Source organism: Streptosporangium pseudovulgare (genome assembly GCF_014648055.1).
In the GTDB taxonomy this organism is placed as follows: domain Bacteria; phylum Actinomycetota; class Actinomycetes; order Streptosporangiales; family Streptosporangiaceae; genus Streptosporangium; species Streptosporangium pseudovulgare.
In genome coordinates, this window is sequence record NZ_BMQJ01000003.1 from 176,479 (window position 1) to 199,922 (window position 23,444).

Genomic DNA, 23,444 nt, shown 5'->3' on the forward strand with positions numbered 1-23,444 from the left:
GAGACGTCCCGGCCGGCTGACGCACCCCGATGACGCGAACGGCGCTCCGCTCCCGGTGCCCCGGCGCCGTTCCCGTCTCTCTCGTTCTCCCGACCACACCCACGAAAGCCGGCAGGTGCAACCTTGACTCCGTGTTCCCTCCGACCTCCCCGACGCACACCCCTTCCGAGATCCGGTGCCGCGGCCGCGGCCGGCGCGGCCCTCGCGCTGTGCATGCTGTCAGCCGGCGCTCAACCGGCCTACGCGGCCCCGGCCGCCGCCTCCGCCCCGGTCGTCCCGGCTCCCCCCGAGGATCCGGCGACCCCGGCAGAGCTGACCGGCCCGGGCCTGACCGTCCGGGTGGCCAAGGAGTTTCCGCAGGTCATCTCCTACACGATGGACGGCAGGACGATCGGCGGTCAGGCCCGGGTCCTGAACACCTTCGTCATCAACGGCACGCCGCACGTCGCCACCACGACCATGAAGGCCGACGGGGACCAGGCCGAATACACCTCCACCTTCGCCGACCTGCCGGACCTCACCATCACCTCCACGATCACGGTGACCGGCCGCGGGGCGGTCGTCTTCGCGGTGAAGAAGATCGAGGGCGCCGCCGCCTCCACCGTCGACCAGCTGGCGATCCCCGACCAGTCGCTCGTCTCGGTCGACTCCTCCGCCCCGCAGGCGGTCCTGGCCCGCACGAAGACCTCGACGGACTCGACCACCACCGCGGACCGGTTCATCGCGATCACCGGCGCCACTCCCACGGACAAGTCCCCCGTCGGCACGCCGTACGGCTTCGTGAGCAACGGCGAGCTGGCCGCCGGCATCATCACCAACGCCACCGACGACTCCGCCCAGGACAACAACGACAACTGGAACACCCGCCTGCAGTCGCGGATCGTGGACGCCGGCGACGGGGCCCGCCGCGCGGAGCTGTCCGTCGGCAACTACACCTACGCGCCACGGGGCGCCACCGACCCGCGGGTGACGACGTACGCCCTGCCCGAGGCGACCGTCGTGCTCTCCGCCGACGCCAACGGCGACGGCCGGGTGGACTGGCAGGACGGCGCGATCGCCTACCGCGACCACATGACCCGCCCGCTCGGCGCGGACCGCGTGCCGGAACGCGTCGTGCAGCGCATCCCCTTCAACTTCGCCAGCCAGGCCACCAATCCCTTCCTCAAGACCCTCGACAACGTCAAGCGGATCTCGATGGCCACCGACAACCTCGGCCAGTGGGTCCTGGAGAAGGGCTACGGCAACGAGGGACACGACTCGGCCCACCCCGACTACGGCGGCAACCACAACACACGGGCGGGCGGACTCGCCGACCTGAACAAGCTCACCGATGCCGGCGCCGGGTACAACGCCGACATCGCCGTACACGTGAACGCCACCGAGGCGTACCCGCAGGCGAAGAACTTCAGCGATGCCCTGATCAAGGGCCAGGCCAACGGCTGGGACTGGCTCAACCAGGCGTACCACATCGACCAGCGCACCGACCTGGGAACGGGCGCCGTTCTGGACCGGTTCCGGCGACTCCGCAAGGAGGCTCCGGGGATCAGGACCCTCTACATCGACGCCTACTACTCCAGCGGCTGGCTGGCCGACGGACTGGCCGCGCGGTTGCGCTCGATGGGATTCGAAGTCGCCACGGAGTGGGCGTACAAGTTCGAGGGCAGCTCGATCTGGTCCCACTGGGCGAACGACAAGAACTACGGCGGTGCCACCAACAAGGGCATCAACTCCAACATCGTGCGGTTCATCGCCAACTCCGACCGTGACGTGTGGAACGTCGATCCGCTGCTCGGCGGGTCCAGCATCAAGGATTTCGAGGGCTGGACCGGCCACGACGACTGGAACGCCTTCTACCGGAACATCTGGACGGACAACCTGCCGACCAAGTTCCTCCAGCACTACCAGGTGATGAAGTGGGACTTCGGCAGGTCCGCCACCCTCACCGGCGGCATCGGCGTCAGCGTGGCCGACGGTCTGCGCCGGATCACGATGGGCGACGCGGTCGTGCTCAGGGGCGACACCTACCTGCTGCCCTGGGGCGAGGCCAAGGGCGGCAACGGCGTCTCCTCGCCGAGCGACCCCGGCAAGATGTACTACTACAGCGCCTCCGGCGGCACGCACACCTTCGACCTGACCGAGCGGTTCGCCTCCACTCCCACCTTCACCCTCTACAAGCTCACCGACCGGGGCCGGGTGAAGGCCGGCCGAGTCCGGGCCCACGACGGGCAGGTGACCCTGACCGGGGACAAGGACCAGCCCTACGTCCTCGCCCCGAACGGGAACCAGGCGCCGCACCGGGACGCGCACTACGGTGAGGGCACCGGGCTGGACGACCCCGGCTTCAACGCCGGGAACCTGAACGCCTGGAACCCGCGAGGCGAGGCGGCGATCGTGCGCACCGGCAAAGGCGACAACGTCGTACGGCTCGGGACCGGCGAGTCCGGCATCTCCCAGAAGGCGACCGGCCTCGCACCGGGACGGCGGTACACGCTGAGCGCCGACGTCGAGATCGGTCCCGGGCGGCGCCGTGCCACCACGCTCTCCGTGACCGGCCATGAGGTGCGGGCCGAGAACGGTTTCGACACCACCCCGGCACAGAACAAGATGGCGGCCGACGCCAAGCGGGACACCTACTCGCAGCGCGCGTCCGTCGCGTTCACCGCGCCCGGGAACGGCAAGGTCACCGTCGCGATCGGGGCGGCCGCCGGGGACGCCGCCGTCACCCTCGACGACGTGCGCATCATGATCGACACCTCCACGCCGCTCCCGGAGAAGAGCGGCGCGTCCGGCGGCGGCGTCATCGTCCGGGACGACTTCGAGGGCAACCGGCCCGGCTGGGGGCCGTTCGTCAAGGGCGACGCGGGAGGCGTGACCGACCCGCGCACCAGCATCAGCGACCTGCACGAGCCGTACAGCCAGAAGACCTGGAAGAACACCTACTCGCCCTACGACTCGGGCGCCCTCAAGGGCCGGGCGGTGGACGACGTCATCGGCGGCGGACACTCGCTGAAGGCCCACGAGGAGAACACGGGCCTGGTGTATCGCACCATTCCCGCCACGGTGCCGTTCACCGCCGGGCACAGGTACGCGATCTCGTTCAAGTACCAGACCAACATCGACGGTCAGTGGGCCTGGGTGACGGGAGCGGACACGGTCGGGGACGGCACGGTCGTGTCCAAGGACATCACCCGTGACGCGATCGCGCCCGCGCTGGACACCGCCACCTACGCGAAGGAGATCGTCGCCGGCTGCGGCGACACCTGGGTCGGCCTGCGCAAGCTCGGCGGCGCGGCGGGCGCCGACTTCGTGATCGACGACTTCGGCGTGACCGACCTCGGCGAGGTGGACGGCGGCGCCGCCTGCGCGAACGTGACCACCCCGGCCGGCGCCGACCTGAGCGCCGGCGTGCCGAGCGAGTATGTCACGACCTTCACCAACAACGAGCAGACCGACATCGCGAACGTCGGCCTGAGGTTCGACGGCCTGCCCGCCGGCTGGACCGTGCAGGTCGAGGAACGGAACGGCAACCTCTTCGACACCGTGAAGGCGGGCGCCACCGTGCGCACCACCTGGATCCTGACGCCGCCGGCGAGTGCCGCGGGGACGTCCGCGACCTGGAAGGTCACGGCCGTCTACGCCGACGCCGGCGTCACCAAGACGGCGTCGGCGGACGCCAGGGCCACCGTCGCGACCACGCCGGTGCTCGCGCCGAGCTCGATGACCGCGACCGCCGACTCGGAGAACCTCTCCTCAGGGCCGGCGGAGGGTCCGGTCTCCAACGTGCTGGACGGAGAACCCGGCACCATCTGGCACACCGACTACACCGATTCGAACGCGCCCTACCCCCACTGGGTGACCCTGAGGCTGGGCGGCGAGGCCGAGGTCAACGGCTTCGGCTATCTCGGCCGGCAGAGCGGGGGACAGAACGGACGGGTGGCGGGCTACGAGATCGCCGTGTCCGACGACGGCACGAACTGGAAGACCGTCGCCAAGGGCACGCTCGTCGACTCACCCCAGACGCAGAAGGTCTCCTTCGACCCGGTGCGCGCCTCCCACGTGAGGTTCACCGCCCTCAACGCGCTCAACGGGCAGCCGTTCGCGGCCGCCGCCGAGATGCGCGTCTACGGCACCCCGGCGGACCTTCCGACCGGCTACCCCCCGGCCGACCGGCCGTAGGAGTCGCCTCCGGGTCCTGCCGCGTTCGGTCATCCATCCCGGCCGCGGCAGGGCCAGGGGGCTCAGGGCTCGTCGGCGGGGAGGGCGAACATCCGGATGTGCAGGGGCCGCGCCTCCGGCGGCGCGTCCTGCGCCCGGTGGCTGTACCTGAGCAGCAGTGCGACGTAGGCGTCGAAGAACTCGGCGAACTCCTCCTTGGTCATCCGGCCGAGACCGCGTGAGCCCTTGGCCCAGTCGGGATCGCGCCGGTACGCCTCGGGGAAGCGTTCCAGGAGCGCCCGGTCCTCCTCGAAGCCGACGCGGTGGAACTCCTCCAGGGCCGGGCGGTCCTCGGGCGCGAGCTGTCCGGGGGTCGGCGCGCGCAGGTCGCGTGGGGTCTCGGTTCTGCGCCACCAGCGCTCCCGGCCGGCCGAGCGCTCGGGGATCTCCTCGATGAAGCCGTACTTCTCCAGCTGGCGCAGGTGGTAGCTGGTCGTGCCGGTCTTCGCGCCGAGCAGTTCGCCGATCGTCGTGGAGGTCGCGGGCCCGTGAATGTTGAGGTGACGCAGGATGAGGCGCCGCATGGGGTGAGCCAGCGCCTTGAGGCGGGCCGGGTCGTCGAGCAGGAACGGCTCCTCGTCCTTCATGGGGTTCACCCTAGTCCTTCAGAACGATATCTGCAGAGAAAATTTTGCCGAGATCTGTCTGCAGACTAGTATCGGCGATATGCGTCAAATCGCCCTGGCCACCGGCCTCGCCCTCTCCCTGGTGGCCGCCCCCGCGGCGGCCACCGCTGCCGCCCGGCCGTCCTCCGCCGTCGAACACGCGTCCGCTCCCGGGGAGGCGCCGGTCGCCGTCCCCGCCGACCTGACCGGAAAGGAGGTGAGTTTCCTGGGCGGCGGCGGTCTCACCCTGCACGGCACCGTGCTGTCACCGGTGAAGGCGTCGCCGGAACGGCCCGGTATGGTGCTCGTCCACGGGGCCGGCACCGGCACGCCGCGCGCCAAGCTCATGGGCGAGGCCGTGGAGTTCGCCCGCAGAGGCATGTCCGTACTGGTCTACGACAAGAGGTCGGAGGGCTACTCCCGCTTCCGCCGGTCCTACTCGACGCTCGCGGACGACGCGCTGGGCGCGGTGACCGCGCTGCGGTCGCAGCAGGGTGTGGACCCGGCGAAGGTGGGCGTCTGGGGGCTCAGCGAGGGCGGCTGGGTCGCGCCCCTCGCGGCCTCCCGCTCGCGGGACGTCGCGTTCGTCGTGGCCGTCGGCGCCAACGCGCTCACGCCGCTGCGGCAGCAGACCTGGGCCGTCGCCGAGGGTCTGCGCAAGGCGGGTGTGGCGGGATCGCTGGTGGACCGGGCCGAGCCGAAGCTGTACCGCACGATCGCCGACGGCGGGATGTTCCCCGAGCCCTGGTACGACCCCGAGCCGACCCTCGCCGCGGTGCGGCAGCCGGTGCTCGCGATCTGGGGCGTCCATGACCTGCTGACGCCGCCGGAGGAGACCCCGCCGATCTTCGCACGGGCGCTGGAGAAGGGCGGCAACCGGCATTACACGTTCCGGTTCTTCGCCGGGGCCGACCACGCCGCCCACCTCACGCCCGACGGCGGCGTCACCCGGCTCCCCGCCCTCGCTCCCGGGTACGCCGACCTGGTCGGCTCCTGGGTCCGCGAGGTCGTCGCGGGACGGCCGCCGCTGGCGAGCACGTCGGGCCCCGCGCCCGAGCAGGCGACACCGACCGTTCCGGTGGAGCGACCCGCGCCCTGGGAGTCCGCCCCGGTGCAGGCGGCCGTAATGGCGCTGATGATCGTCGCTTTCGCCGCCTACCCGGTGACCGCACTTGTCCGCCGGCTGCGCGGGCGGCCCCGTACGGCCCTGCCGGCGGCGCCGCGCGTGCTCGGCGCCGCCGGGCTGGTCGCGTTGCTCGGGTCGTTCGCCTATCTGTTCTACTTGCTCATGACGGGGGGCAAGCTGGCCGCGCCGGGGCCGGTGCTGCTGGACCGTCCGATCGTCTGGCTGGCCCTGCAGGCCCTGGCGCTGACCACGGTGGCCGCCTCCATCCGGACGGTCCGGGCGTGGCGGAGGGCCGGGACACGGAGTGAGCGGGCCCGCCTCGGCCTCCTGCTCGCCGGCGGTGCCGCGTTCCTCCCGTGGGCCCTCTACTGGGGCCTGCTGCTTCCGTGAGCGGGGGGCCGGCGGGGAATCGGGCCTCCCGCCGGCCTGGGCCACGGTGATCGGCCTTCGGCCGGCGGTCCGTCGCGACGGGCATGAAGGCCCTTTCCCCCTGACACCCGTCCGTGCCGGGATTCCACCACGGGGTTTACTGTTAGGAAACTTTCTTTTATGTTTCACTTACTGCCCCCCCAACAGAGGAAGCATGACATGCGGAAACTGTTAGCACCCCTGGCGGCCCTCATCGTCGCCGCCACATCGGTGGTGGTGATCGCCTCGCCCGCTTCGGCCCACGGCTACATCTCGGACCCGCCGAGCCGGCAGGCATGGTGCGCCGCCGGCAAGGTCCCCAACTGCGGCCAGATCATCTGGGAGCCGCAGAGCGTCGAGGGGCCCAAGGGCCAGCGCAACTGCAGCGCCGGTGACCCCCGGTGGGCTCCACTCGACGATGACAGGAAGGCCTGGCCTGCCACTGCGGTCGGCAACACGGTCACCTTCAAGTGGCTGATCGAGGCCCGCCACGCCACCAGCACGTGGGAGTACTACATCGGCAGCGAGAGGATCGCGGTCATCGACGACCGCGGTAGGCAGCCGGGGTCCGTCGTCACGCACACGGTGAACCTGGGCGGCCGGACCGGCCGGATCAAGCTGCTGGCCATCTGGAACATCGCCGACACCGAGAACGCCTTCTACAACTGCGTCGATCTCCAGGTGGGTCCCGGCGGCCCGGACCCGACGCCGACCCCGACGCCCACGCCTACCCCCACGCCGACGCCGACGCCGACCCCGACCCCGACCCCCACCCCGACTCCTTCGACGACGCCCGGCGGTGCCTGGACCTCCGGCACGCCCTACAAGGCCGGTGACCTGGTCACCTACAACGGACGCACCTACCGGTGCCTCCAGGCGCACACCGCGTTGCCCGGCTGGGAGCCGTCGAACGTCCCGGCGCTCTGGCAGCCCGTGTGACCCCTCATCGAGTGACCCGGTAGATCACCGGGTCACCGCCCGCGGGTGTCCCGCGCCGGCGTACGGCGCGGGGCACCCGTAACGGACCACGCCGGGTTCGACGGGAGCGTGACGACGCCGTCATCGTGCCGTGGCCCGCGCTCGTCGTTGAGCGCGCGGTCGCCCGCGCCGACGCCGAGGAGAGCCGGCCCGGTTCCGGCGCCGGAGGATTGAAGTGCTGGTCCCCGACGCCGTGCCCGGCGGATTCGCGACTCCGCCGGGGCCGCACGTCCCCCTTGCGGGCGTGGGACGGATCTCGGTGCGGACCGGCAAGGCGAACAGCGCCGGACAAACCGTGATGCCGCGGGTTTCCCCGGCCGCGGCCGCTCCGGCGGCGATCTCCTCCTCGGTGAGCCGTTTCGGGCACAGGCTTAGCATTTCATGAAATATGAGCTAAATGCGAGCATTGTCAGAATTAACTGTTCGTTCATTTTCGTGGCATGTCTCCTAAGCAAACTGTTCCACCCGTTGTGATTTCTGTGATCGGCACACCGAAATCACCTGAAACGGTAGAAACATGACGCGCAGCAGCGCATCCCGAACACCTGCCTGGTCCGGCGCGATCACGGCGGTCGCGCTCGCGGCCGGCGCACTGGCCCTCGTACCGGCCTCCCCGGCCACGGCGGCCGACGAGAACCGGCCGGTCTACCTCGGCAAATCCCTGTACACCGGCGAGTTCCACGCGCACACCTCGGTGAGCGACGGCGTCGAGCTGCCGCCGGACGCCTACGAACACGTCCGCGGCGAGACCGACGCCGACTTCTTCGCGGTGTCCGAGCACGACGTCATGTGGGACATCCGCAACGGCGACGACTTCGTCGAGGACTGGCGGGACGCCGACTCCGCCGAATGGCGCTACCTGCACGAGAGCGCCGCGAAGTTCAACGCCGGCCGGAACGACCTGGTCGCGGTCCCGGCGATCGAGAACACCTGGTACGACGGCACCGGCCACATCAACGTGTTCGACACCGACTGGCACGTGACGGCGCGGGCGACCGAGAAGGGCAGCGTCGACGGGTACGGCAACGCGTTCGGCACCGGCGACATGAAATACGACTACTTCACGTTCCTGGCCCGGCTGAAGCGGGATCCGAAGGCGATCGGCCAGTTCAACCACCCGTCCACCACGTCCAAGGGCGATTTCTTCGGCTTCAAGGGCCTGGACCCGGCCGCCGACGAGCGGATGGAGCTCATCGAGGTCAAGTCCGCCGACGCGGTGGGCGAGTTCCAGAAGGCGCTGGACGCAGGCTGGCACCTGGCCCCGACGTGGAACGGCGACGAGCACTCCGCGACCTGGGTGTCCGGGAACCCGTCGATCACCGGCGTGTGGGCCGGGGGACACTCCCTGGACTCGCTGTACACGGCGATGCGGGACCGCAGCCTCTACTCGACCGCCGACGTCAACGCGGTCCTCGCGTTCGGCGGCAATGACAAGCTCATGGGCGCGATCCTGCCGGGCGATACCACCACCCTGGACGTCGACCTCCGCCTCGCCGACCCGGACGCCCGGGACTCCTTCACCTCAGCGCGCCTCATCACCAACGGCGGCGCGGTCGCCCACGACTTCGGAAAGATCAGCGGCAACGACCTGACGCTGAAGACCAGGCTGAACGTGCGGGACGGCGACTTCTACTACGTGCGCGCCGACCAGGCCGACGGCAACTTCCTGGTCTCCGCCCCGATCTGGATCGGGAAGACCGTCCGCGGCGCGAACTACGCCCCGCGGATCACCGTCCCGGACGACTTCCCCGCCACGGCGCAGTACGGTGACACGATCACCCTGCCGCGGGTGACGGCCACCGACGACTCCGGCGCCCGACCCACGATCACGTCCGAGGTGTTCGACTCGGCAGGGGTGGTCCCGGTCTCCGGCGGCGCCTTCCGGATCCGCTCGTACGACGACGCGTTCGTGGTCGTGAAGGCAACCGACGACCTCGGCAACACCAACGCCGAGCTGCTCCGCATCCAGGTCTCCCGGAAGGCGCCGGACCCGGCGGGCGTGTTCCGCTTCGGCGGCAACGCGTCCGTCGGCGAGAAACCCGGTTCCGCCGGCATCGCGGTCACCACCGACCGTGCCGTCGAGCGGGTCTACGCGCAGGTCCTGCCCGCGGGTTCGGACGACTGGTCCGGGGCCGAGGTGCTCACCTCGGCGAACGACCGTCCGTACGAGGTCAACGTGGTCGGCGACGATGAGCCCGTCTACCAGCACTCCATCACGGGCCAGACGCTGCGTTCCCACGAGTTCCGCCTGACCGGGCTGAAGGTCGGCACGACCTACCGGTTCCGGTTCGGCGTGGCCCGCGACGGCCGCGCCCCCACCCCCGCCGACGCGTCGGCCTGGACCGGCGCGCGGGGCGAGTTCCTCGCCGGCGGCGCCGAAGGGGAGCCGATCTACATCCTGGGCGACGTTCAGGTGCCCGACGGAAACGCCGGCGACCTCACCCTGCCGCGGCGGGTGCTCGACCGGCTGAGGAACCAGACGCCGGGTGGCGGCACCGTGGTCCAGGTCGGCGACCTCGTCGACCGCGGCGGCAGGGGGGAGAAGTGGGCCGAGATCCACGGCTCCTTCCTGTCCGGGCTCGACCTGCAGTACGCGGGCCTGGTCGGCAACCACGAGACCTACGAGGACCTCGACTACGACGCGGTCGGCAGGCAACCGGGCGCGATCTTCACCAACACGTTCGCGCTGCCGCGCAACGGTGTGATCGGCGAGAGCAACTACTCCTTCGACCGCGGCGACGTCCACTTCGCCGTGCTGAACTCCAACGCGCGCCTGGACGAGCAACTCGACTGGCTGGTCGACGACGTGCGCGCCTCGGACGCGACGTGGAACGTCGTCATCGGGCACTTCTCCTACTACGGCGGCCAGCACGCCGACGACGGCGGCATGGACATCGACCGGGAGAAGGTCATGCGCGTGCTCGACCAGCTCGGCGTCGACCTGTACGTCGGCGGCCACGACCACGTCTACAAGCGATCCACGATCTACGAAGGACGCCTGGCCAGGACCCCCGAGGAGGAGGTCGCCGGCACCACGTTCGTGACCATGGGGTCGTCCGGCCCGAAGTTCTACGACAACCAGCGGTTCTGGTGGGACGACAAGGTCTTCGACGAGAACGTCCAGATGGGCGGCGTCCTGAAGGTGACCGACGCCGGACTGCGGCTGTCGACGCACACGATCGACGGGCGCCTGGTCGACGAGGTGACCGTCGCCAAGCCGCACGGTTCCTGGAAGATCTCCTCGGCGGGGATCGAGAACCGTGAGCTGAAGGGTGTGGGGCTCCTGTCCTCCCCGGGCAGCCTGGACAAGGTCACCGTCATGGCCGCGACGTACGACAGCACGCAGCAGCGGATGATCGACGTGCGCACCCTCGACGTCGCACTCGACCACCTCGGCCGTGAGCAGTACGTCCGCTTCGGCACGCCGCTGCCGGTGGCGCCGAGCTCGACCGTCAAGCTGTTCACCTGGGACTCCCTGGCGTCCGGGAAGCCGCTGCGGCCCGCCGTGACCCTGCGCGAGGGCCTGGCCGGCGAAGGTAGTGAGAAGTCCCCGTACCTGATCGACTCACCGGACGACCTGGCCAAGGTCGACAATGACCCGGCCGGCCACTACCGGCTGACCGCGGACCTGAACCTGACCGGGCTCGCCCGTGCCCAGATCGGCCGCACCACCGCCTTCACGGGTGTCTTCGATGGCGACGGGCACACGATCTCCGGGCTGGCCGCCCTGTCCGACCAGGGACCGGGCCTGTTCGCCGACAACCGCGGCACGATCGAGGACCTGGTGGTCCGGGGCGATGTCACCACCGACCGTTCGACCGCCGGACTGGTCACCGACCAGAACCACGGCACGATCCAGCGGGTCCGCGCCGACGGGTCGCTGACCGCGAACAGCTACGTCGGCGGCATCACCGGCCATCACTTCGGCACCGTCCGCGACAGCGTCTCCACGGTGAACGTGCGCGCCACGACCCAGTACGCCGGTGGTGCCGTCGGCGTCTCCGTCGGCGGGTCGGTCACCGAGAACGTCCTGGCCACCGGCGCGGTCTCGGCGGGCGGCGCGTCCGCGGGCGGCGTGGCCGCCTACGGTTACACCGACACCCGGGTGAGCCACACGGTCGCGCTGAACACAAGCATCTCCGCGTCGAGCCACGCGCACGCCATCGTCGGCCGTGTCTACACCGGGCAGACCGCCACGCTTGAGGACAACCACGTCAGCCGGTCCGTGCCGATCAGCGGGCAGTCACTGACCGACCCGCCCGCGGCCGACAACCAGAAGGGCAAGGTGGTCGCCACCTCGGAGATCCAGAGGCAGACCTTCTACGAGGAGCGCGGCTGGGACTTCGAGACCGTCTGGCAGTGGGATGGCGTCGCCAGGCGCCCGACGCTGCGGATGGCACCCGAGACGCTCGAACCGGCCCCGGGGCCCGGGCTGCCGGCCGACGGGCGCGGCTTCCACGTCGTCGACAGCGTCGAGGACCTGACCCTGATGGGCAGGCACCCGTCCTACGACTACGTGCTCGCCACCGATCTCGACCTGACCGGCACGCCGTTCACCAGCCTGCCGGGGCCGTTCACCGGCGAACTGGACGGCGCCGGCCACACCATCACGGGCCTGACGTCCACCACCGGCGGGCTGTTCACCCAGATCTCCGGGCACGTCCACGACCTCGCGGTCCTTGACGCCAGGGTGAACACCACCACCGCGCGCGCCGGCATTCTGGCAGGCAGCAGCACCGGCACCATCGAACGCGTGTGGGTATCCGGGTCCGTGACCGCGGGCTCACGCGTGGGCGGCCTCGTCGGCGACTCGCAGGGCATCGTGCGGGACGCCTACTCCACGGCGGACGTGCGCGCGCTCACCACCGAGGCGGGCGGAGTGATCGGCGTGGCCCTGGCCGGTTCCACCACGGAGCGGGTCTTCGCCACGGGCGCCGTCACCGCGGACACCCGCAACGACGGCGGTGTGGCCGGCTACGGCTACACCGGCACCACCATCCGCGGCTCGATCGCGCTCAACCCGGCGGTCACCGCGCCCTCCTGGGCGCACCGCCTTCTGGGCCGGGTGCTGGCGAACAACGTCGCCACGCTCAGCGACAACTGGGCGGCCGAGACCGTGGTGGCGCAGTCGCAGACCGAGACCGCGACCGGCCCTGCCACGCTCAACGGCGCCACCGCGACCCGGGCCGAGGCAGCCGACCAGGCCTTCTGGGCCGACAGACTCGGCTTCGACTTCGCGTCCGTATGGCAGTGGGACGCCGGCCTCGGCCGGCCTGTTCTGCGCGGCCCGGCGGCACCCGCCACCGAGGCGAGCGCGGCGCCCGCCGCCCATGCGGCAGCGGTACGGCCCGCCGCCGCGGGTGAGACCCCCGCTGAGGCAGGGGCGGTCCGCGCCGCCGTGAACCCGCCGGCCGCCGAGGCGGCCGAGTCCGGTGGCATCCGCCACGAGACGGTCGTGAACGGTGACGGCACCGTCACCGTGACGGTGTCCGCCGGAACCGCCGGGGCGGGCGAGCAGCTGTCGTTCCTTCTGCTGAAGGCCGGCGCCTCGGTGTCGGCTCCGGCCGAGGATGACATCGCCCACCTCGGCGAGGTTCACCTCGACGACCAGGGCGGTGCCGCGCTCACCGTCCTCCTGAGCCGGCCGGACGGGACGACGCTCGTGCTCAACACCTCCGGCGACACGGAACGCCACGCCGCCCCGCTCGTCCCGGGCAGCCCGGGGACCCCGGGGACTCCGGGGATGAGGGTGCTCGACGACACCGTCACCGCCACGGTCAAAACGCAGGGGAACGCCCCCGCCCAGGCGGTGATCACTCTGGTCTGCGCCGGAGAGGAGAAGTGCCGGGAACAGGTCACCGTCACCTACGACGGCGACCCTCTCGACACCGAAAAGGTCACGCTCCAGCCCGGTAAGACCCGGGACCTGAAGCTCGACCTCCGCGGCGACGCCCGCGCCGCGCTCCGCGCCGGCAAGCCGATCACCCTGGACGTCCGGATCGGCACGGCCCCGGCGGTCCGGGTGACCGTCAGCCCGTGACGCACCGGCCGCCGGGGCCGTTGGGGCCACGGTCTTCGCGGTGACTCCCGAACCTGTGGCGCCCGCAGCCCCGCCCGCGGGCGCCACAGGCGGCGTGCGAGGGGTGAACGGAGGGCCGGAACCTCGGGCCTGCGTACGGGAGGGGCTTGCCGTGGAGCGCGCTCCAGGGCCTAGGGTCCGACTTGCGATCATTCCCGTCTGCGATCCCCAGGGAGTCCGGGCATGCGTTACCGAGTCCTCGGCGGCACCGGCATCGAGGTGAGCGTCCACTGTCTCGGCGCCATGATGTTCGGCGCCGTCGGCAATCCCGATCACGACGAGTGCGTCCGCATCGTCCACGCCGCCCTCGACCGGGGGATCAACTTCGTCGACACCGCGGACATGTACTCGGCGGGGGAGTCGGAGGAGATCGTCGGAAAGGCGCTGCGCGGCCGTCGTGACGACGTCGTACTCGCCACCAAGGTGCACTTCCCGATGGGTGAGGGCCCCAACCGGGGCGGCAACTCCCGGAGGTGGATCGTCCGGGCGGTCGAGGACAGCCTCAGGCGTCTGGGGACCGACTGGATCGACCTCTACCAGGTCCACCGGTCCGACCACACGACCGACATCGAGGAGACGCTCTCCGCCCTCAGCGATCTCGTCCATCAGGGGAAGATCCGCGCCTTCGGCTGTTCCACGTTCCCGGCCGACGAGATCGTCGAGGCGTACCACGTGGCCGAGCGCCGGGGCCTGATGCGCTTCAGGACGGAGCAGCCGCCGTACTCGTTGCTGGCCCGGGGCGCGGAGACCTCCGTGCTGCCGGTCTGCCGGCGGCTGGGGATGGGCGTGCTGACGTGGAGCCCGCTGGCCTCGGGGTTCCTGACCGGAAAGTACCGCGCGGGCCGGCCCGTCGACCTCACCACCGGCCGTGCGGCGTTGATGCCGGCGCGCTTCGACCCCTCGCTTCCGGTGAACGCCGCCAAGCTGGCCGTCGTGGAACGGCTCGTCGAGGTCGCCGACGACATCGGCTGCTCACTGCCGGAGTTGGCCGTGGCCTTCGCCGCGGCGCACCCCGGCGTCACCTCGGTGATCCTGGGGCCGCGGACGATGGAGCAGCTGGAGGCGTCGCTGAAGGGTGCCACGCTCACGCTCGATGACGCGACCCTCGACCGGATCGACGAGATCGTCCCGCCCGGAACCGACGTCTATCAGCCGGACGGCGCCTGGCGTCCGGTCGCGCTGACCGACGCCGCGCGGCGCCGTCGCCCGTTCGCGGACCGCGCCGCCGCTCAGTGACCCCTGATTCGTGGGGGTCGACGGGTGGATGGTCGGCGTGATGATGGTGAACCTCCTGATTCCGGGGGATTCGCCATCGTCGCCCGGCTATAGTCCCGTCTCATGATCAACAAGTCCTCTCGAATCCTGGCGCTGGCTCTGGCGGCGGCCGGCGTCGCCGCCCTCCAGGCCCCGGCGCACGCCGCCCCCGGCGATCGGTGGCAGCCCAAGGCCGGACTGACCTGGCAGTGGCAGCTCTCCGGAAAGATCGACACCTCGGTGAAGGCCGATGTGTACGACGTCGACATGTTCGACACCCCTGCCTCGACGGTGTCCGCCCTGCACGGCATGGGGCGCAAGGTCGTCTGCTACATCGACATCGGAGCGGCCGAGCAGGGGCGTCCCGACTTCAAGGACTTCCCGAAGTCGGTCCTCGGAAAGCCGGTCGACGGCTGGCCGCAGGAGCGGTGGGTCGACATCCGGCAGATCGACGTCATCAAGCGCATCTGGTCGGCCCGGCTCGACCAGTGCAAGGCCAAGGGCTTCGACGGTGTCGAGGCCGACCTGGTGGACGCCTACCAGCAGGACTCCGGTTTCCCGGTCACCGCCAAGCACCAGCTCGCCTTCAACCGCATGCTCGCTGCGGTCGCGCACGAGCGCGGCCTCGCGATCGGGCTGAAGAACGACCTCGACCAGATCCCGCAGCTGGTCGGGGACTTCGACTTCGCGGTGAACGAGCAGTGCGCCGAGTACCGCGAGTGCTCCGCGCTGACCCCGTTCATCAAGGCGGGCAAGCCGGTCTTCCACGCCGAGTACTCCGTGGCGCTCGGCAAGTTCTGCCCGGAGTCCAAGCGGCTCGGCCTGAGCTCCATCAAGAAGACCCTCGACCTCACCGCCAAGCGCGAAACCTGCCCCGCCTGACCCTCGACGGGGCCACGCCGACCGTCGTGAGCTGTGGCCCCCACGCATCGGCGTACGGGCGTCCGCGTCTTTGCGGCCGGTGACGGAAGTCATCCACAGAACGCGATTCGGCTCCGAAGCCACCTCCCGCGGCCGGCCATCCTGTCTCCCGTGACAGGGAAAACGCGATGAACAGTCACTTCACGGTAGTAGAGCTTCGGGAGCGCGGCTGGAGCCCGGCCATGATCCGGGCGCTTCTCGATCCGCCCGACCAGCTGGCTCCCAACCCCGTCTTCCGGTCCGCGGCGCCGATGCGGCTGTACGAGGCGAAGAGGGTGCTCCTCGCCGAGGAGACGGAGGCGTTCACCGCGCTACGCGCCAGGGCCGAACGGAGATCCCGGACGGCGCTGCTCGCCGCGGAGCGCAGGCGCGGTGAAACGCTCGCCGGCCTCGCCGCCGTGCCCGTAACGGTGCCGGTCGTCGCCTGGAACGCGCTGGCGCGCAAGGCGGTCGACCACCGCAACCACCGCGACACGGAGCGGGCCCGGCACCGGCCCGATCACGTTCCCGACCCTGCGCGGGTGACGGATGTCGATGAGTCGACCCTGCGGAGATGGGTGGTCAACTACCTCCGTCATGAGCTCACCGTCTATGACGGCACTCTGGGGGAACTGTTCGGCAAGGTCGGTCGCGCGGAGGCGACGCGCCTGCTCAGGCGGCGAATCTACGAGGCCATCGCCCGCACCTATCCTCAGCTGGCCGACGAATGCGGGCGGCAGCTCCGCCTGCGTGAGAGGGATGCCGGCTGAGGGGAAGCGACGACCGCGCCCGCCCATTCCGGGCATCGCCGATCCGATCTCGTAAGTACCGCCTCGGGTCATCGCAGGCGCCCGGGAAGATCAGGCGAATCTTCCCGGATCCGCACGGTGAAGCCGCCGTGGCCGTCGAAGGTCACGATGTGGATCACATCGAACCCGTCCGACAGGCGGGGCGGGCGGAGCCGTTTGAAGGTGGCGCGGACGCCGACCTCGGGTACTCGCGCGCGGCCGAGCCGTACAGCGTTGCGGTCCAGGGACGCGGCGAGGTCGGGAGGGAACCAGTAGGCCACCGGGTTGGCGCCGTACTCCCTGGCCGTCACGATGAGCGGGCTCCACTCCTCGGCGGAGGGATTGGTGTTGTCCACCGCCACGTGCCGCCCCTCCTCCAGCGCCTCGACGATCAGCCGGAGCTGGCGGCGCTGCCGGTGGCGGGCGTTGGGGAAGGCGTCCTTGCTCACATGGACGTGCGTCGCCGCCAGGCAGCGGCGGTAGAAGGTGGACTTGCCCGACGCCTGCAGCCCGACGAGGACGGCGACCTCCAGGTCCGTGATGCCTCCTCAGCCCGAGGGCGGCAGCCGGCACCGCGGCTCGAGATCCGCCCTTTCCTGCAGCCTTCCCCTGCGGAACGGCACGTCACACACGAGCGCTCCTGGGCCGGTCGCGGGCGGGTCGGCTGTCGAGCCGGTGAGGTCTGCCTGTTCCCTGAATCTCAGGACAGGCCGGGATCTCTCCACTCTGGGCGAACGGCTCGTCGAGCATGGCCGGCGACGTTATCTTGTCCGCAAGGGGAGTTCCTCGTTTACCAAATTGGTTAATACTCAGAGGAGGCCGGTGAGTTGGAGGTGTTCTATGCGGACCGTCGTCTCCAGCTCGTCTGCCAATCGGACCGGGAGATGCGCGCGGCCTATGGGGCCGAGGGGGCCCGGAAGCTCAGGCAGCGGCTGCAGGCCCTCCGTGTCGCGAACACCCTTGACGACCTCTTCTGCATGCCAGGGCGCTGCCACCCCCTGCGCGGGAACTACGCGGGATGCCACGCGATGGACCTTCACCGGGGCTGGCGTCTCGTGTTCCGGCTCATGACGCCCAAGGAGAAGGCCGACCAGGGGCTGGCGGAAGAAGAAGCCGCGCTGGTCATAGAGATCGTCGACTACCACGGATGAACCGCCAAGCGAGAAAGGAGCGTGGAAGATGATGCCGGCAACCGAGTTCCATCCTTCTGGCGCCCCCGACTACGCCGTGCCGCCGGGGGAGACGATCCGCGAGTACCTCGACGAACTCGGCATGACCCAGCGTGAGCTGGCGACCAGGTTGGGACTCAGCGCGAAGCACCTCAACAGGCTGGTCCAGGGACTGGTGCCGCTGAGCCACGAGATCGCGCAGCGACTGGAGCTGGTGACCGGTATGCCCGCCAGGCTCTGGAACCGCCTGGAAGCGGACTATCAGTCCGCCCTGCAACGGCTCAGGCTGGAAAAGGAGCTGCTGGAAGCGGTTCCGTGGCTGGACGAGATGCCGGTTCGCGAACTGGTGGCCCGGGGGATCCTTCCCGAGGAGCCGACGGATGACATCTCCCGGGTGCAGCAGCTTCTCGCCTTCTTCGGGGTCGCGCATCTGACGACATGGCGTGAACTGTACGAGCGGCCGGCCGCCGCCTTCCGCAGGGCGGAATCCTCCGTGATCCGCCCCGGTGCGGTCGCCGTCTGGCTTCGGCTGGGAGAGCTCGCGGCGCGCGACATCGAGTGTGGGCCGTTCGATGGTCCGGGTCTTCGGCGTGCGCTGCCTCGTCTGCGGCGGCTGACCTCGCAGCCCCCTGAACTCGCCGCGTCGATGATGCGGGATGTCTGCGCGCGGTACGGGGTCGCGATGGTTTTCGTCAGGGAGCTCGACGGCGCGCGCGTCAGCGGGGCGACAAGATGGGTGTCCGGTGACAAGGTCATGCTCCTGCTGAGTCTTCGCCGCAGAACAGACGATCACCTTTGGTTCACCTTCTTCCACGAGATCGGCCACATCCTGCTGCACGGGAAGGGTGACACGTGGATCGATGATGGTGGGTCCGCCGGCGACCCGAGGGAAGGGGAGGCGAATCGGTTCGCGTGTGACCTGCTGATCCCCGAAGAGCACTCCTCACGGTTGCGCACGATCACATCTCCGGATTCCGCCCGCGCGTTCGCCCATGAGATCGGAGTGTCACCCGGCATCGTCGCGGGCCGGCTGCAGCACGATGGCATCTGGCCCGCCGGCTACGGAGATGACCTGAAGAAGAGAATCGATGTGGAGACCGGTCTTTGACGGTCCTCGGGCCTCGGCGGCTTCGGTTCGCCATGCGGGCCGGAGCGTTGTGCCGGGGACCACACCCGTGGTGAACCGGATGCCGGGGACCACACCCGTGGCGGTGCGGGCGTCGAAGATCATTATCGTCCTGGGGTCTGGCCGGTACCGCCGCGATCGACACTGTCGCTCCGGCACCGTCGTTACGGCCGCGGACGCCGTCTTGGCGCCGCGGCCGTGACCATGGTCGCCGCTCCTCGCCCGGGAGGCGGGCCGCCGACGTGTCCGGCCGGTCAGCCGCCGCCCTGGTCTCCGGTCACCTCTTCCCGGGACGCCTCCCCGGTGCTGCGGTCCTCGACCTCGCCGGACTCGCCGGGTTCGGCGCCGATCGCCTCGCGGGCGGCCTCTCCCTCGGTGCTCTGGTCGCCCAGGGGAGCGCGGGCGCCGGTCCCCGCCATGTCGCCGATGCCCTGGACCTGGCCCTCACCGCCCCCCGTCGTGCCCGGAGTCTCCTCGGTGACGCGCTCTCCTCGCGCCGCCGGGTCGGTGTGGCCCAGCGCGGTCTCGCCCGCCAGGTGTTCCACGTGCTCGTGCGCGATCTTCTCCAGGCGCTCTCTCCGGTCGTCCTGCTCGCTCATCGGGTCCCCCTTCCTCCGACCACCCCTCCTTACCCGCTCCATGCCGGACGATCGGCTACATAACCCCATAAATCGGCAATGCCATCATTCGGCGCAGAGGTGGCGTCAACCGACCGTGCCGAGGAAGACGGCGGCGGCGCCCACACCCAGCGCCAGCGGGTAGGCCCACCACCTGGGCGCGGGACCGTTCCGCAGGACTCCGATCCCCAGCGGTACCAGCGCCGCGCACAGGCCGAGGGTGGCGACCACCGACATCGGCCCCGTCCCCTTCAGCACGCCGATCGGCAGCGCGCTCATCGAGGCCAGGGCGACGGACCTGGCGATCCCGAGCACACCCGCCCGCCACGCCCCGACGGCCAGCACGATCCAGCCGAAGAAGATCGCGGGAGACAGCGGGTGGAAGGGATGGAAAGCACCGTAGGAGTCGGCCACCGCCCTCCGGGCCGCCTCGACCCCCTGGACGTCGACGAGCTGGAAGGCCAGGTGGCTGACCCCGGAGTGGAAGGAACGGGCGAACAGTCCGGACATGACCATCACGCCGCCCCACAGCGCCCACCGCGGCCGTACCGCCCACACCCGCCGGACCAGCGCGATGACGGCGGGCCACAGCAGGACGTTCCCCACGGCGAAGGTGCCGTAGGAGGCGGTCATCAGAACGGGGTTCTCGGCGAACGCGGCGAGCTGTTCGGGGAAGAAGCCGTCGAAGCCGGCGCGGAGCAGCACGCCGGCGAGCATCAGGGAAGGCCCGAGGACGAGCCCGGCACCCTCCACCCAGCGGCCCGGGAAGTCGAACGAGGTCGTTGTCATACCGCCGATCCAACCGGCGCGGCATCCCCCGCACACTGGTGCGGGATGGAGATCCCGGGGTGGTCCTGGCACTACGTTCCGGGCCGTGCCACCGATGGGGCCCGGGGCCGGCCGGGGGCGTACGGGCGGCTCGTGCGGCGCCCGCTCGCCGCCCCGGCGTCATCGCCATGTCCCGGTGACCCCCTCGATCCGGTCCGCCGCACCGGAGGTCCCGGCCGGTACGGCCGGCGGCCGAAAGATCGCCGGAAGGAGGGCGGCCGCCTATGCTCGCCCCCATGCCCGAAGCGAATCCCGGCGCCGTGCCCGGCGGCCCCCTGCCCGAAGAGACACCCGGCGGTCCCGGCGCGGCGCCCGGCGGCCCCCTGCCCGGAACGGCGGCCGGCGGTTCCGCGCCCGGGGAGGCTCCCCGCGACCCGCTGCCCGGCGTCGTCGTGCGTCCCTCCGCCCGCGTCCTGCTCCTCGACGGCCACGACCGGGTCCTGCTGTTCCGGGGCCGCGGCCTGGTCAAGAATTCCGGTCTCGCCTGGTTCACCCCGGGCGGCGGCGTCGACCCCGGCGAGGAACTGACCGCGGCCGCCGCCCGTGAGCTGCGCGAGGAGACGGGCCAGGTGGTCTCCCCGGATGACTTCGGCCAGGTCGTCGCCGTCTCCCGGGGCCACTGGGCCGACGCCGACGACCGGCTGTTCTACGCCTGGGACCACTACTTCCTGCTGCGCGTCCCCGAGCCGACGGTGGACCTCTCCGGCATGGAGGACCTCGAACGCTCCCTGCTGGACACCTTCCGCTGGTGGCCGCTTCCCGAACTGCGGACGACCGGCGACCACGTCATCCCGCCCGGCCTTCCCGGCCTGCTCGACAGGCTGCTGACCGGCGACCTCCCGGCGGAGCCGCTGATCCTGCCCTGGCACCACCCGGAGCCGCCCCTGTAGCGGGGCGCGGAAGCGGACGGCGGCGCGGCCGCCCCCGTCCGGAAAGCCCGGTCCCGGGGCGTGCCGTCGCCGGCCCGCGGCGCCGCGCCCGTATGGGTGATCGCCGGTTCGAGTGCGAGGTCCGGTCACCGCCAGATCCCGCCGTCCCCGACTCGGCACCATTGCCCGTATGACGCTGAACGACGACGACAACGACAACGACAACGACAAGGGCGGCGAGCGGACGAGCCGGGCGCTGCTGGAGCGGTTCTACGCCGCCGAGGCGCGGTACATCGCCGCCGGCGGACCCGGCAAGGCCGACTTCTCGGAGATGGCGGCCTGCCTCGATCCCGACGTGGTCATGTACCAGGCCGAGGGGCTTCCGTACGGTGGCACCTGGCGCGGCCCGGAGGGCATCGAGGGTTTCATGGCCGCGATGAGCGAGGCATGGGACTCGCTGGAATTCATGGAGCAGCGCTACGTGGTCGACGGCGACAGGGTCGCCGTCTTCAACCTCGGCCGTCTGCGGGCGCGCGCCACCGGCCGGGTCCTCGACACGGCGGTCATGCAGCTCATCACCTTCGGGAACGGCCTGATCACCGAGATCCGCCCCTTCTACCTGGACACGATCGCGGTCGCGGAGGCGCTGGGCGTCCGGCGGACGCCCGTGGAGGCCGCCTGACATCCGCCGCGGCCGTCGGAGTGGGGGCCGGGGCGGCGGTGCGCGGAGGCGGGCGGAGGCGGGCCGTTCGCAGGACGGAGTGTTCATCGGGGATTCATCCAGCGAACACAGCGGGACAACAAGGGTGTTTCCTGGACATAGTTGGGTCTATCGGTGTCAGCGTTCCAAACTGGAGGCGATATCCGTGTCCTCACCCGTTTCCCGCCGCAACTTCCTTCGTAGCAGCGCCGCAGGCGGCCTCGGCATCGTGTTCGCCGGCAGCATCGAGGCGATCGCCGGCCCCGCGGCGTTCGCGGCGACGCGGCCCGCGCTGGGGTACGGCCCGCTCGTCGACGACCCGGCCGGTCTGCTGGCCCTGCCCGCGGGCTTCTCCTACAAGATCGTCGCTCAGGCCGGTGTGACGAAGCTGGAGACGGGTGAGCCGACGCCCAGCGACCCCGACGGCACCGGAGCCTTCCCCCACGGCCGCGGCACCACCCTGGTGAACAACCACGAGGTCGGCGGCGGCGAGCCGTACCGGGTGCCGGCCCTGCCCGGCCTCACCTACGACCCGGGCGCCGGCGGCGGCACGACCAACATCGACGTGGACGTCCGGGGTGACCGTGTCCGGGAGTACGTCAGCCTGGCCGGCACGCACAACAACTGCGCCGGCGGCAAGACCCCGTGGAACACCTGGCTGACCTGCGAGGAGACCGAGCAGAGGGCCGGTGGGCAGTACCAGAAGGACCACGGCTACGTCTTCGAGGTCGACCCCTTCGACCGCGACGCCAACCAGAACCCGGTGCCGCTGAAGTTCCTCGGCCGCTACTCGCACGAGGCCGTCGCCGTCGACCCGCGGACCTTCACGATCTACGAGACCGAGGACGCCTCCGGTCCCAACGGCCTGTACTACCGCTGGACCCCGCCCGCGCGCTTCCGGGGCGGCAAGGGCGCGCTCAAGGCCCTGGCCCAGAGTGAGGGCGGCGACACCGCGGGCACCCTGGAGGCGATGAGCTGCTACCACGGCTCCGAGCACATCCAGGACCTGTCGCAGGCCACCCGGCCGGGCACCCGCTACCGGGTCCGGTGGGTCCCGGTGCCCGACCGCGACGCCCGCAGTGTCTCGACGCGCAAGCAGTTCGCCGACGACCAGGTCACCCGCAGCCGCAAGCTGGAGGGCGCCTGGTGGGCCGACGGCGGCGCGTACTTCGTGGCCAGCTTCGCCCGGCACAGCGACGGCAGCGTCAACGAGCACGACGGCCAGGTGTGGTTCTACGACCCCAAGAGCCAGACCGTCACGCTGAAGACCATCTTCGGCGTCAACACCAACCCCGACGAGGACGGCGCCTTCGACGGGCCGGACAACATCACGGTCTCGCCGTACGGCGGGGTCATCCTGGCCGAGGACGGCGAGGGCGTCCAGCACCTGGTGGGCGTCACCGACCAGGGCAAGTCCTACCCGATGGCCCGCAACGACCTCAACGACAGCGAGTTCACCGGCCCGACCTTCAGCCAGGACGGCAGGATCCTGTTCGCCTGCATCCAGACCCCGGGCCACGTCTTCTCGATCACCGGCCCGTGGGGCCGCCCCAGCAACGGCGCGCACTGACGTACGGCGCGAGCCGGGCGGCGCCGTACACCGGGGCGCAGGCCGGCCGTGCGGTGGTCAACGGTGAGGCGGAACGGCCCGCCGCGTCCTCCCCGGAAGGCGCGGCGGGCCGTCCGGCGTCCGGCGGCGTCCGGCAGCATCCGGCGGTGTCCTGCGGCCTCCGGCGACGTACTGCGGCGTCCGGCGGCTCCCGCCAGGCGGGAATCCCCGTT

At 70.8% G+C, this 23,444-nt stretch carries 16 protein-coding genes; 12 read left to right on the plus strand and 4 right to left on the minus strand.

The features are described 5' to 3' along the window. The first annotated feature begins 213 nt into the window (after positions 1-213). Complete coding sequence (locus IEZ10_RS08100; protein ID WP_189245862.1) at positions 214-4,176, plus strand: endo-alpha-N-acetylgalactosaminidase family protein; 3,963 nt, start codon at positions 214-216, stop codon at positions 4,174-4,176. Positions 4,177-4,238: 62 nt separating this feature from the next. Here IEZ10_RS08100 and IEZ10_RS08105 read toward each other — a convergent pair whose 3' ends face one another. Next, the gene (locus IEZ10_RS08105; protein WP_189245863.1) at positions 4,239-4,802 is read right to left on the minus strand and encodes an ArsR/SmtB family transcription factor; all 564 of its coding nucleotides are present in this window, start codon (positions 4,800-4,802) and stop codon (positions 4,239-4,241) included. 79 nt (positions 4,803-4,881) lie between these two features. Here IEZ10_RS08105 and IEZ10_RS08110 point away from each other — a divergent pair, with 79 nt between their 5' ends. The 6 genes from IEZ10_RS08110 to IEZ10_RS08135 all read left to right on the plus strand — a co-directional run bounded on the left by IEZ10_RS08110 (position 4,882) and on the right by IEZ10_RS08135 (position 16,335). Then, positions 4,882-6,336: an alpha/beta hydrolase family protein gene (locus tag IEZ10_RS08110; RefSeq protein WP_189245864.1), complete on the plus strand. Its 1,455-nt coding sequence runs from the start codon at positions 4,882-4,884 to the stop codon at positions 6,334-6,336. Between the two features lie 198 nt (positions 6,337-6,534). Next, on the plus strand, positions 6,535-7,293 hold the full coding sequence (locus IEZ10_RS08115) for a lytic polysaccharide monooxygenase (RefSeq protein WP_189245865.1): 759 nt from the start codon (positions 6,535-6,537) through the stop codon (positions 7,291-7,293). A 556-nt stretch (positions 7,294-7,849) separates the two neighbouring features. Next, complete coding sequence (locus IEZ10_RS08120; protein ID WP_189245866.1) at positions 7,850-13,372, plus strand: metallophosphoesterase; 5,523 nt, start codon at positions 7,850-7,852, stop codon at positions 13,370-13,372. A 222-nt stretch (positions 13,373-13,594) separates the two neighbouring features. Further along, entirely contained in the window at positions 13,595-14,647 is a 1,053-nt protein-coding gene (locus IEZ10_RS08125) for an aldo/keto reductase (RefSeq protein WP_189245867.1), read from the plus strand. A 102-nt stretch (positions 14,648-14,749) separates the two neighbouring features. Next, positions 14,750-15,547: an endo alpha-1,4 polygalactosaminidase gene (locus IEZ10_RS08130; RefSeq protein ID WP_189245868.1), complete on the plus strand. Its 798-nt coding sequence runs from the start codon at positions 14,750-14,752 to the stop codon at positions 15,545-15,547. 167 nt (positions 15,548-15,714) lie between these two features. Next, positions 15,715-16,335 carry a hypothetical protein gene (locus IEZ10_RS08135; protein ID WP_229811064.1) on the plus strand — a complete coding sequence of 207 codons (621 nt, stop codon included), beginning with the start codon at positions 15,715-15,717 and terminating at the stop codon, positions 16,333-16,335. A gap of 68 nt (positions 16,336-16,403) precedes the next feature. On the opposite strand, the gene IEZ10_RS08140 is transcribed toward IEZ10_RS08135, so the two are convergent. Then, entirely contained in the window at positions 16,404-16,895 is a 492-nt protein-coding gene (locus IEZ10_RS08140) for an AAA family ATPase (protein ID WP_308426257.1), read from the minus strand. A gap of 342 nt (positions 16,896-17,237) precedes the next feature. Between IEZ10_RS08140 and IEZ10_RS08145 the strand changes: the two genes are divergently transcribed. Then, positions 17,238-17,504, plus strand: coding sequence for a type II toxin-antitoxin system RelE/ParE family toxin (locus tag IEZ10_RS08145; protein ID WP_189245869.1), 267 nt, complete (start codon positions 17,238-17,240; stop codon positions 17,502-17,504). Positions 17,505-17,532: 28 nt separating this feature from the next. After that, positions 17,533-18,630 (plus strand): ImmA/IrrE family metallo-endopeptidase, encoded by a 1,098-nt coding sequence (locus IEZ10_RS08150; protein WP_189245870.1) that lies wholly within the window; start codon positions 17,533-17,535, stop codon positions 18,628-18,630. 272 nt (positions 18,631-18,902) lie between these two features. On the opposite strand, the gene IEZ10_RS08155 is transcribed toward IEZ10_RS08150, so the two are convergent. Together IEZ10_RS08155 and IEZ10_RS08160 are read right to left on the minus strand one after the other, a co-directional pair. After that, positions 18,903-19,247, minus strand: coding sequence for a hypothetical protein (locus tag IEZ10_RS08155; protein ID WP_189246164.1), 345 nt, complete (start codon positions 19,245-19,247; stop codon positions 18,903-18,905). Between the two features lie 105 nt (positions 19,248-19,352). Next, a complete protein-coding gene (locus tag IEZ10_RS08160; RefSeq protein ID WP_189245871.1) occupies positions 19,353-20,054 on the minus strand; it encodes a hypothetical protein in 702 nt (233 codons plus the stop codon). Between the two features lie 275 nt (positions 20,055-20,329). Here IEZ10_RS08160 and IEZ10_RS08165 point away from each other — a divergent pair, with 275 nt between their 5' ends. The 3 genes from IEZ10_RS08165 to IEZ10_RS08175 all read left to right on the plus strand — a co-directional run bounded on the left by IEZ10_RS08165 (position 20,330) and on the right by IEZ10_RS08175 (position 23,232). After that, positions 20,330-20,983: an NUDIX hydrolase gene (locus IEZ10_RS08165; RefSeq protein ID WP_189245872.1), complete on the plus strand. Its 654-nt coding sequence runs from the start codon at positions 20,330-20,332 to the stop codon at positions 20,981-20,983. Between the two features lie 169 nt (positions 20,984-21,152). Next, positions 21,153-21,644 (plus strand): nuclear transport factor 2 family protein, encoded by a 492-nt coding sequence (locus IEZ10_RS08170; protein WP_189245873.1) that lies wholly within the window; start codon positions 21,153-21,155, stop codon positions 21,642-21,644. A 184-nt stretch (positions 21,645-21,828) separates the two neighbouring features. After that, positions 21,829-23,232 (plus strand): alkaline phosphatase PhoX, encoded by a 1,404-nt coding sequence (locus tag IEZ10_RS08175; protein WP_189245874.1) that lies wholly within the window; start codon positions 21,829-21,831, stop codon positions 23,230-23,232. The last annotated feature ends 212 nt before the right edge of the window (positions 23,233-23,444 follow it).

What these genes read in the sequence shown, in the direction of transcription:
- IEZ10_RS08100 (WP_189245862.1), top strand. Translation starts at nt 214, where the DNA reads ATGCTGTCAGCCGGCGCTCAACCGGCCTACGCGGCCCCGGCCGCCGCC.
- IEZ10_RS08105 (WP_189245863.1), bottom strand. Translation starts at nt 4,802, where the DNA reads ATGAAGGACGAGGAGCCGTTCCTGCTCGACGACCCGGCCCGCCTCAAG.
- IEZ10_RS08110 (WP_189245864.1), top strand. Translation starts at nt 4,882, where the DNA reads ATGCGTCAAATCGCCCTGGCCACCGGCCTCGCCCTCTCCCTGGTGGCC.
- IEZ10_RS08115 (WP_189245865.1), top strand. Translation starts at nt 6,535, where the DNA reads ATGCGGAAACTGTTAGCACCCCTGGCGGCCCTCATCGTCGCCGCCACA.
- IEZ10_RS08120 (WP_189245866.1), top strand. Translation starts at nt 7,850, where the DNA reads ATGACGCGCAGCAGCGCATCCCGAACACCTGCCTGGTCCGGCGCGATC.
- IEZ10_RS08125 (WP_189245867.1), top strand. Translation starts at nt 13,595, where the DNA reads ATGCGTTACCGAGTCCTCGGCGGCACCGGCATCGAGGTGAGCGTCCAC.
- IEZ10_RS08130 (WP_189245868.1), top strand. Translation starts at nt 14,750, where the DNA reads ATGATCAACAAGTCCTCTCGAATCCTGGCGCTGGCTCTGGCGGCGGCC.
- IEZ10_RS08135 (WP_229811064.1), top strand. Translation starts at nt 15,715, where the DNA reads ATGAACAGTCACTTCACGGTAGTAGAGCTTCGGGAGCGCGGCTGGAGC.
- IEZ10_RS08145 (WP_189245869.1), top strand. Translation starts at nt 17,238, where the DNA reads ATGCGCGCGGCCTATGGGGCCGAGGGGGCCCGGAAGCTCAGGCAGCGG.
- IEZ10_RS08150 (WP_189245870.1), top strand. Translation starts at nt 17,533, where the DNA reads ATGATGCCGGCAACCGAGTTCCATCCTTCTGGCGCCCCCGACTACGCC.
- IEZ10_RS08155 (WP_189246164.1), bottom strand. Translation starts at nt 19,247, where the DNA reads ATGAGCGAGCAGGACGACCGGAGAGAGCGCCTGGAGAAGATCGCGCAC.
- IEZ10_RS08160 (WP_189245871.1), bottom strand. Translation starts at nt 20,054, where the DNA reads ATGACAACGACCTCGTTCGACTTCCCGGGCCGCTGGGTGGAGGGTGCC.
- IEZ10_RS08165 (WP_189245872.1), top strand. Translation starts at nt 20,330, where the DNA reads ATGCCCGAAGCGAATCCCGGCGCCGTGCCCGGCGGCCCCCTGCCCGAA.
- IEZ10_RS08170 (WP_189245873.1), top strand. Translation starts at nt 21,153, where the DNA reads ATGACGCTGAACGACGACGACAACGACAACGACAACGACAAGGGCGGC.